Annotated in this window: 3 protein-coding genes; all 3 read left to right on the forward strand. The window is 64.4% G+C overall.

The genetic code is table 11. The annotated features are described in order from the left end of the window. Positions 1-1,368 (forward strand): cobaltochelatase subunit CobN (locus Q7W83_RS12700; protein ID WP_473656157.1); only part of this gene is annotated, 1,368 nt, incomplete at its 5' end. Positions 1,369-1,469: 101 nt separating this feature from the next. Then, the gene (locus tag Q7W83_RS12705; RefSeq protein WP_150630074.1) at positions 1,470-2,468 is read left to right on the forward strand and encodes a magnesium chelatase ATPase subunit I; all 999 of its coding nucleotides are present in this window, start codon (positions 1,470-1,472) and stop codon (positions 2,466-2,468) included. Next, the coding region (locus Q7W83_RS12710) for a vWA domain-containing protein (RefSeq protein WP_473657621.1) at positions 2,450-3,125 on the forward strand (676 nt) is incomplete at its 3' end. The genes Q7W83_RS12705 and Q7W83_RS12710, both read left to right, overlap by 19 nt.

A 3,125-nucleotide genomic window follows, 5' to 3' on the forward strand; every position in this document is an offset into this window, starting at 1 on the left:
AGCTGGATTGAGGTGCAGGCCATCCTCGACAACCTGCGCGAAGTCGTCGCGCCACGCCTGGACGCCTGTGGCCCGGCGGAAATGCGCGGCCTGCTTGACGCCCTCAGCGGCCGTTTCGTCCCCGCCGGCCCCAGCGGCGCACCCAGTCGCGGCCGTCTCGACGTGCTGCCGACCGGGCGCAATTTCTATTCGGTGGACGTGCGCAACCTGCCGACCACCACCGCGTGGCGCATCGGTTTTCAATCGGCGAACCTGATTCTCGAGCGGCACTTGCAGGATCACGGCGATCACCTGCGTCAACTCGGTCTGTCGGTCTGGGGCACGGCGACCATGCGCACCGGTGGCGATGATATTGCGCAAGCCATGGCGTTGATGGGCGTGCGTCCGGTCTGGGCGACGGGCAGTCAGCGGGTCGATGACTTCGAAATTCTGCCGCTGAGCCTGCTCGACCGCCCGCGCGTAGACGTAACCTTGCGCGTGTCCGGGTTCTTCCGTGATGCCTTTGCCAACCTGATCCGCCTGTTCGATGCGGCGGTGCAAGCGGTCGCTGCGCTGGATGAACCGGACGATCTCAATCCATTGGCGGCCAAGGTCCGCGCCGAACGCGAAGCGTTGCTGCAATCGGGCCTTGATGAAGACGCGGCCAAACGGCAGGCCGGTTGGCGCATTTTCGGCGCCAAACCCGGTGCTTACGGCGCTGGCGTGCAAGGGGCAATCGACGGTCGTTTGTGGCAGAGCCGTGATGACCTGGCCGAGGTCTACCTGAACTGGGGCGGCTACGCTTACGGCGGTTCCGACGAAGGCACGGCGGCCCGCGAGCAGTTCGCCCAGCGCCTGAGCCAGGTTCAGGCCGTGCTGCAAAATCAGGACAACCGTGAGCATGACTTGCTCGATTCCAACGACTATTACCAGTTTCAGGGCGGTATGCTCGCGGCCGTGGAAAGCCTCAGCGGCGCAGCGGCGGCCAGTTACCACGGCGATCACAGTCAGCCGGACTTGCCGAAAATCCGCACGTTGAAGGAAGAATTGAACCGGGTGATCCGCTCACGGGCGGCCAATCCGAAGTGGATCGACGGCGTGAAGCGCCACGGCTACAAAGGTGCGTTTGAACTGGCGGCGACGGTCGATAACCTGTTCGCGTTCGACGCGACCACGCAGTTGATCGACGATCACCAATACGCGTTGCTGGCCGATGCGTACTTGCTGGACCCGGCGACGCGGGAATTTGTCCGTGAGCACAATCCCCATGCGCTGCGCGACATGACCGAGCGCATGCTGGAAGCACAGCAGCGGGGCATGTGGAAAGAGCCGGGCGAGTACCGCGAGGCGCTGGAGAGTTTGTTGCTGGATATAGAAGAAGACACCTGATGCGCCGCCTGCCCTATGGGAGCGGACTTGCCCGCTCCCATAGGGGTACAGGCGCCCGTGAGATTTATTGATAGATCACCGACCATGACCGAGATTTAATAATGACCGACACCCCGCATTTCCCCTTATCCGCCGTGGTCGGCGCCGACGATCTCAAGCTCGCTTTGTACCTCACCGCCATCGACCCGAAGATCGGCGGCGTGTTGATCGAAGGCCCGCGTGGCATGGCCAAGTCCACCCTGGCCCGAGGGCTTGCGGACCTGCTTGCCAGCGGCCAATTCGTTACCTTGCCGCTGGGCGCCACTGAAGAGCGTCTGGTTGGCACCCTCGACCTCGACGCCGCCCTGAGCGAAGGGCGCGCGCAATTTTCTCCCGGTGTATTGGCCAAGGCTGACGGAGGGGTGCTCTACGTCGATGAAGTCAATCTGCTGCCCGATCACCTCGTGGACTTGCTGCTCGACGTCGCCGCCAGCGGCACCAATCTGATCGAGCGCGACGGCATCTCCCATCGGCATTCGGCGAAGTTCGTGCTGATCGGCACCATGAACCCGGAAGAGGGCGAGTTGCGTCCGCAACTGCTCGACCGCTTTGGCCTGAACGTCGCCCTCAGCGGTCATACCGCCCCGGCCGAGCGTGGGCAGATCATCCGTCGGCGTCTGGATTTCGACAGCGATCCGCAACGCTTCTGCGCTGAATGGGAAAGCCAGCAGCAGTCATTGCGTGAACGCTGCCAGGCAGCACGCAGCACATTGGCAAGCATCCCCCTCGACGATGAGGCGCTGGCACAGATTACCGAGCGCTGTTTCGCCGCCGGTGTCGACGGCCTGCGCGCCGATCTGGTGTGGTTGCGCGCCGCCCGTGCCCACGCGGCATGGCGAGGGGCGAGCGCGATTGCCGAAGAAGATATTGATGCGGTGGCCGAGTTCGCCTTGCGCCATCGTCGTCGCGAACAGTCGCCACCGGCACCGCAACAGGCCCGGCAACCCGATCCGCAACAGTCCAACCCGAGCGAAGGCCAGGGCCAGTGGGGCGAAATGCCCGCGCAGGCGCTGCCGGTTGGCGCTCGACGTGAAGTGCCGAGCTGGCCAAAAAAGCCCTAGGCATTCGCCCTCGATCTGACGCGGGGGCGAATGCCAGACCCCGCGCCGGACGGCTGGACCACGGCAAACAGGGTCAGCGTCATGCCGCCCGCAACGGCTCGATCAACTGGCCCGGCACCTTGCTCAACGGCCGTCCGCGCCAACGCCAGGATGTGCTGTTTCAACTGCGCACGCGCTCGCCGCACGAACTATGGCTGGTCATCGTCGACGCCTCGGCCTCGACGCGCCGCCATCAGGCATTGAGCGACGCCAAGGGGCTGTTGGCGCAATTGTTTGACGACGCCTACCGTCAGCGTGCGCGCCTTGCATTGCTGACGGCCAGCGGCCATGCGCCGAAGTGGCAAGTGCAGGGGTTGAAAGCTTGCAGCGGATTAGGCCACTGGCTCGATGGCCTTGGCGCGGGCGGTGGCACGCCGTTGCTGGCGGCGCTCGGCGAGGCGGGGCGATGGCTCGCGGTGCGGCAAAAACGCTTTCCGGCGGAACAGCAGCGCTTGTTGCTGGTGACGGACGGGCGGTTGAAGGAGTGGTCCGGGTTGCCTGCGCTGGAGTGTCCGGGGTTGCTGATTGATATTGAGCGTGGGCCGATTCGGTTGGGGCGGGCGCGGCAGTTGGCAGCCGATCTGCAAACAGATTATCGGCATATTGATGAGTTGATTT

The organism is Pseudomonas sp. 300 (assembly GCF_055803035.1).

Bases quoted from the DNA above. Each gene is read 5' to 3' on its own strand.
- Q7W83_RS12705 (WP_150630074.1), top strand. From the start codon at position 1,470: ATGACCGACACCCCGCATTTCCCCTTATCCGCCGTGGTCGGCGCCGAC.